This is a genomic window from Chryseobacterium sp. BGARF1 (assembly GCF_001677955.1).
Taxonomy (GTDB): domain Bacteria; phylum Bacteroidota; class Bacteroidia; order Flavobacteriales; family Weeksellaceae; genus Chryseobacterium.
In genome coordinates, this window is the sequence record NZ_LELA01000090.1 from 93059 (window position 1) to 99215 (window position 6157).

General features: G+C 33.2%; 6 protein-coding genes. 3 read left to right on the forward strand and 3 right to left on the reverse strand.

What is annotated here, in order from left to right; all coding sequences use genetic code 11:
• Positions 1–245 precede the first annotated feature (245 nt).
• The gene (locus AB671_RS17280; protein WP_066675651.1) at positions 246–2057 is read left to right on the forward strand and encodes a TonB-dependent receptor plug domain-containing protein; all 1812 of its coding nucleotides are present in this window, start codon (positions 246–248) and stop codon (positions 2055–2057) included.
• A gap of 51 nt (positions 2058–2108) precedes the next feature.
• A complete protein-coding gene (locus tag AB671_RS17285) occupies positions 2109–2825 on the forward strand; it encodes a DUF2490 domain-containing protein (RefSeq protein WP_066675650.1) in 717 nt (238 codons plus the stop codon).
• Between the two features lies 1 nt (position 2826).
• Here the strand turns inward: AB671_RS17285 and AB671_RS17290 are convergent, their stop codons facing one another.
• The gene (locus AB671_RS17290) at positions 2827–3273 is read right to left on the reverse strand and encodes a phosphohydrolase (protein ID WP_066675648.1); all 447 of its coding nucleotides are present in this window, start codon (positions 3271–3273) and stop codon (positions 2827–2829) included.
• Between the two features lie 106 nt (positions 3274–3379).
• Positions 3380–3682, reverse strand: coding sequence for a hypothetical protein (locus tag AB671_RS17295; RefSeq protein ID WP_157444239.1), 303 nt, complete (start codon positions 3680–3682; stop codon positions 3380–3382).
• 170 nt (positions 3683–3852) lie between these two features.
• Between AB671_RS17295 and AB671_RS17305 the strand changes: the two genes are divergently transcribed.
• A complete protein-coding gene (locus AB671_RS17305) occupies positions 3853–4257 on the forward strand; it encodes a DUF805 domain-containing protein (protein ID WP_066675643.1) in 405 nt (134 codons plus the stop codon).
• Between the two features lie 56 nt (positions 4258–4313).
• Here AB671_RS17305 and AB671_RS17310 read toward each other — a convergent pair whose 3' ends face one another.
• Positions 4314–6089, reverse strand: a complete 1776-nt coding sequence (locus AB671_RS17310) for an acyl-CoA dehydrogenase family protein (protein WP_066675642.1) — start codon at positions 6087–6089, stop codon at positions 4314–4316.
• Positions 6090–6157: the final 68 nt, after the last annotated feature.

The window sequence follows — 6157 nt, forward strand, 5'->3', positions numbered from 1 at the left end:
TTTTTTTAACGATAGATCTTGTTTTGTAAATATTTTTCATGTAAAATTGCACCACAAAATAGTAATAAACATGAGACAGCTTTTTAGACATTTTATTACGCATTTAATGAAAAAAAGATAGAAAACAGGGTTCCCAGACCTAAAAAGATGCATAATTTATGCATCTTTTTTTATGATATCTATCATTTTTTGGTCTTGTTAAAGACTCCTATTTTTGGAAACTTCAATATAAACAAAGAAATATTATGAATAAGAAGTTCGGAACTGTATTTTTTCTTGCCACATTTTGCGCACTAAACGCACAGGTGAAAACTTCAGATATTGATTCTGTTGAAATTCAGGGAAAATTTATTGCAACTACCTATAAAAATGCCAATCAGAATATTTCTATAATTACAAGAGATGAAATTCTCAATTCTCCGGCTGCAAGTATTGATGAAATTCTTCAGCAGATTCCCGGCATGGACATCAGAAGGAGAGGAGCAAACGGTGTACAGAGTGATGTCGGTTTTAGGGGAAGTTCGTTTGAGCAGATTTTAATTCTAATCAATGGAATCAGGATGAACGACTCGCAAACCGGTCACAATTCTTTAAACGTTCCTGTTGATTTGGATAATGTTGAAAGGATAGAAATTATTAAAGGTCCTTCAGCCAGAAGATTCGGACAAAACGCTTATGCCGGAGCCATCAATATTATTACCAAAAGTCACATTGGTAAAAGTGTAAAAATCAGCGCCAATGCAGGAGATTATGAAACATACGGTTTCGGATTTAATGCTAATATTGGGAATGAAAAATTTTCAAATTCATTACAGGCAAATTCCAATTCATCACAAGGTTACAGGCATAATACCGATTTTGAAATCAGAAATGTTTTTTATCAAAATCAGTTAAAAATAAAAAATGGGGACATCAGATTACAAGCTGGTTTTTCTGAAAAGAAATTTGGTGCCAACGGATTTTATTCTTCGCCACAAGCAACTGAACAATACGAAGAACTTCAGGCTTCTATTTTAAGTGTTGCCCATCAGCAAACTTTCGGAAAATTAAAACTTAATTCTAATGTTTATTGGAGAAGAGGACAGGATATGTATCTGTTTAACAGAGAAAAACCCGAAATCTACAGAAATATGCACATCGGAAATAACGTAGGCGGAGAAGTTAATTCAAGCTACCAATCAAGCTTAGGAACTACAGGTTTGGGTGTAGAATTAAGAAAAGAATTCTTAGCAAGCAATAATCTAGGTGACAGAGAACGTTTTGTAACACAAGTTTTCTTTGAGCATCATTTTTCTTTTTTTGATAAGAAACTAAACATTAGTCCGGGAGCTTCTTGGGCAAATTATTCTACAGACGGCAACTTCTTTTATCCTGGTTTAGACATTGGTTATACCTTCTATCAGAACAATAAAGTATTTGGAAATATCTCAAAAGTTCACCGAGTTCCTACCTTTACCGACTTGTTTTACACAAGCAAAACAGAGCAGGGAAACCCAAATCTTTTACCTGAAAATGCTGTGTATGCAGAAATTGGATATCAATATCAGAACCAAAGTATTTTAGCGAAATTCAGTGGTTTCTACAGAGATTCTAATGATGCTATTGACTGGATTAAAAATTCTCTGCAAGACCCAGTTTGGTATTCACGAAATATAGGAAATAAAGAAATAAAAGGGATTGAAGTAGAAATTGACCATAAAGTTTTCGATTGGATGAAATATACTTTAGGTTACACTTATATTGATAATAAGCTGAAAGATTTAAATGACTTAAACTCCCGTTATGCATTAGATAATCTGAAGCATCAATTTGTCGCAAAGCTTCAAACAAAGTTTTTGAAATACTTCACCAACGAATTGGTTTACAGATACAACGACAGAATGAATTTAGGAAGCTATCATTTGTTGGATGAAAAATTAAGCTTTAATAAAAAAGACTTCTCGGTGTATGCATTGATCAACAACGTAACTGATTCGGAATACACCGAAACGTTTGGTGTACCTATGCCTAAAAGGTGGTTTCACATTGGTTTTTCTTACAATATTAATATTAAGTAAACTTAATATTACCGAATAGTTAAATGATATAATTTTGCAAAAATTTTTTGGATGAAACTTATTTTAAGCATAAGCCTACTTTTTAGTTTAAGTATTTTTAAAGCACAGGAACACATTTCTTCTTTCAATGCTTTGACAGTAACCTATAAGTTCCATCCAAAATTTTTCCTTTATGCTGAAGGACAGTTGAGAGGCATTGAAGACTACACTTATCCTGATTATTACGAAATAAAAGGAGGTTTAGGATACAATCTTACCAAAAATCACAAACCTTTCATTGGTTTAGGACGATATGCGACTTACAAAGATCATGCAATTAACAAAGAAGAATTCCGTGTTTGGTTGCAGGATGTGATAGATTTCAAAAGTGGAGTTGTAAAATTTGAAAACAGATTTCGTGCAGAAAAATCATGGTTTTACGAGCCGCAAACCGATAAAAATTCTGAAAGAATGCGATATCGTTATCGTTTGAATGTCTCTGTACCTCTAAATGCTAAAAAAATTGGACCGGGAACCCTTTTTGCAAACGCTTATGATGAAATTTTTGTGGTTACTCCAATGAAACCTTCATTTGCAAGAAATAGAGTATATGGTGGTTTAGGATACCAAATCGATGAAAATTTCGGAATCCTTGGCGGTTATTTATGGCAGAGAGAATTTGAAGCAAAGGGAAATAAAAACGTACATTTTGTTTACTTAGCTTTAAATATCAATATTGATGATACGGGCAATAACAACAAAACCTACCATTTCCCGGGAGCAGATTAATCTAATATTTTTCGGATAAATATCTATAAGCTTTCAAATATTTATTAAAACGGTGAATATCTTTATGAGTTAATTCTCTATTCACTCTTTTTAGATCCATATTATCTCGAAGGTCATTCAGTTTTACAGCGACCGCAAGAGGAGATCTTTCAGTTCTTCTTACAAATTCGTCATAATTTTCTTCAGGATCAAATTTTGTAAGACAGCTTATTGCGAAAAGTATATATTCAGGAAAGCCTTCAGATCGTAAATATTCGAAACTGAATTCCTCGGGATGATCTTCTACCACATCGTGTAAAACGCCAACGATTTTCTCGTCCATTGTTTTACCATATTCCATCACACGCATTACATGAGCAATGTAAGGCGCATGATATTTATCTTTTTGTCCTTTATGTGCCTTGTCGGCAATTTTTATAGCTTTATTTAAAAGTTCTTCTTTTGTCATTCTTTTGAAAAAATAGAATACAAAAATATAAAACAGCTTAGAAAAACTCGATAATTTTTGATTAAAATTTAAGAAATCTTTTCAACAATTTTAATCGACACCAAATTTATTTAGCGCTTAATTTGGGTGGTTTGGCTACATCCAGCAGATTGGGCATCTTATGTAATGTTGTATCTTTTTTGGACGCTTTTAAACTGGAATACATTTCATGATTTTTCGGCTTTGCAACAGGCATTTTGTATAATTTAGCGATAGAGCTATCAAATTTTGTAATCTCTGAAGGTGTTACAATGAGTGATTTTTCAATTTTTGGAAATTTTATAGAATCAATTTTCAAGGGTATTCTGGAAGAAACCTGTGCTGAAAATGAGACAGAACTTAATATCGGAATTATTAATAATTTTTTCATTGTTTTAAATTTTGATCAGATTAAATTAAATAATTTAAATTGGTTTAAAGCTACAAGTATTAGTATAAGACAATTGAAAACGTTTATTTATTACTTCTTTTTGGAAAATAATTTTTAGTTAAATCAAAAAAATATTCTATTTTTGAGTTTAACAATAAAAAACTAGAACTATGAAATGGTACTTAAAAGTATTAAACCAGTACGCTGATTTTAGCGGAAGAGCAAGAAGAAAAGAATATTGGATGTATCTTTTATTCAATATGATTTTCTTACTTATAGCAACAATTTTGGACAATATTTTGGGATTAAAATTTAATTCGGAAAGTCCATATGGATTTATTTATTTAATTTATTCATTAGCGGTTTTTATCCCTGGTTTAGCCGTATTTGTTCGAAGAATGCACGATATTGATAAAAGCGGATGGTGGTTTTTTATTGCTTTCATACCAATCGTTGGAGCAATTTGGCTAATTGTACTTTGTGCAACAGAAGGAACTCCTGGAGCCAATCAATATGGTGTAAACCCAAAAGAAAACTTTAACGAGATTAACGAAATAGGACAAAAAGAAATTTAATAAAAAATCCCGAAAATAATTTTCGGGATTTTTTTGAATATAAATAAAGGAAGTTATTAATAATGTCCTTTTTCAATAAAATGAGCAGCTACTTTTTCAGTTAATGCCACTACATTCGGACTGTTTGTATATTTTGTAAATCTTCTTAATCCTGAAAGCATCATTCTCTGTTCATCACCTTCTGCAAAAGAAGCAATTCCTTCTTTAGCTGCAGCAATGATCTTATCAATCGCTTTGTAAAGATTTAACTGAGCCATTGCAGCTTCCACAGAATCAGCAGAGAAGTGTTTTTCAGCTCTTAAAACTGCAGATTCTGCCATATAGATCTGGTTAAGAATTTCAGAAGCATTTAATAATAAATGTTGCTGTTTTTCAATATCCATCATGTATTTTTGAAGAGCCGCACCAGAGACCATTAAGAAAACTTTCTTAAGATTAGCAATAATTGCTTTTTCTTCGCTCATCAATGCAGAATAATCAGGAACTTCAAATGACGGAATTCCCATTAATTCTTTGCTGATTGCCATTGCAGGAGAAAGTAGATCTAACTCACCTTTCATTGCTCTTTTGATCAACATTCCAACCGCAAGAAGTCTGTTGATCTCGTTCGTTCCTTCATAAATTCTACCAATTCTGGCGTCTCTCCAAGCAGACTCCATCGGAGTATCTTCAGAGAACCCCATTCCACCATAGATCTGAATACCTTCGTCAGCTGTATTTTGAGTAAGATCTGAAACGAAAACTTTAAGAATTGAAGCCTCTACAGCGAATTCTTCAACTCCTTTTAGTTCTGCTTGTTGATGATCCATTCCGCCAGCAACCAATTCTTCAATTTTATCTTCAACATTTTTCGCTAAACGGTAAGATCCCGCTTCACTTACGAAAACTCCTGTTGACATTTCAGCGATCTTCTTTCTGATCGCTCCGAAAGTCGAGATAGAAACACCAAATTGTTTTCTTTCGTTTGAATATTGAATAGAGTGATTTAAGATTCGTCTTTGCCCGTCAAGGTTTGCAGCAGCTAATTTAATTCTACCAACATTCAATGCATTCAAAGCAATCTTGAAACCGTTGTTTCTTTCACCCAACATATTCTCAACAGGAACTTTCATATCATTAAAGAAAACCTGACGAGTTGAAGACGAACGAATACCTAGTTTATGCTCTTCTTCACCGAAAGTTAAGCTTTCTGTGTTCTCTAATTCTGAACGGTTGATCACAAAACCAGTGATGTTCTTATCATCATCAATTTTAGCGAATAAAGTGAAAGTATCTGCAAAACCTGCATTAGAAATCCACATTTTTTGTCCGTTGATGATATAATGCTTTCCGTCTTCAGACAATTTTGCTCTTGTTTTTCCTGAATTTGCATCAGAACCTGCATCCGGTTCAGTCAAACAGTACGCTCCGAATTTTGTTCCTGTAGCTAGATCCGGAAGATATTTCTTTTTCAATTCTTCACTTCCGTAAAGAAGAGTTGGCAAAGTTCCAATTCCGGTGTGTGCTCCATAAGCTGTTGCTAATGAGCCATTTCCACCAGAAACATAATCACAAGCCAACATTGTGCTCACAAATCCCATTCCCAGACCTCCGTATTCTTCAGGAACAGTAATTCCTAAAAGTCCCATTTCACCTAATTTACGCATTGTTTCTTCTGTCAATGCATAATCTTTTTTCTCAAAACGATCATGATGCGGGATCACCTCTCTATCGATAAATTCTTTCGCAGAATCACGAAGCATTTTTTGTTCTTCTGAAAGTTCTTCAAGACTGAAAATTTCGTTTGCAGGAATTTCTTTGATCAGGAATTCTCCACCTTTTAATGTAGCCATATTATTTGTTTTTTATTTTAATTATAGTATTCTATGTTGGTTATAAGATCAAGCCATCCTTGTTGATC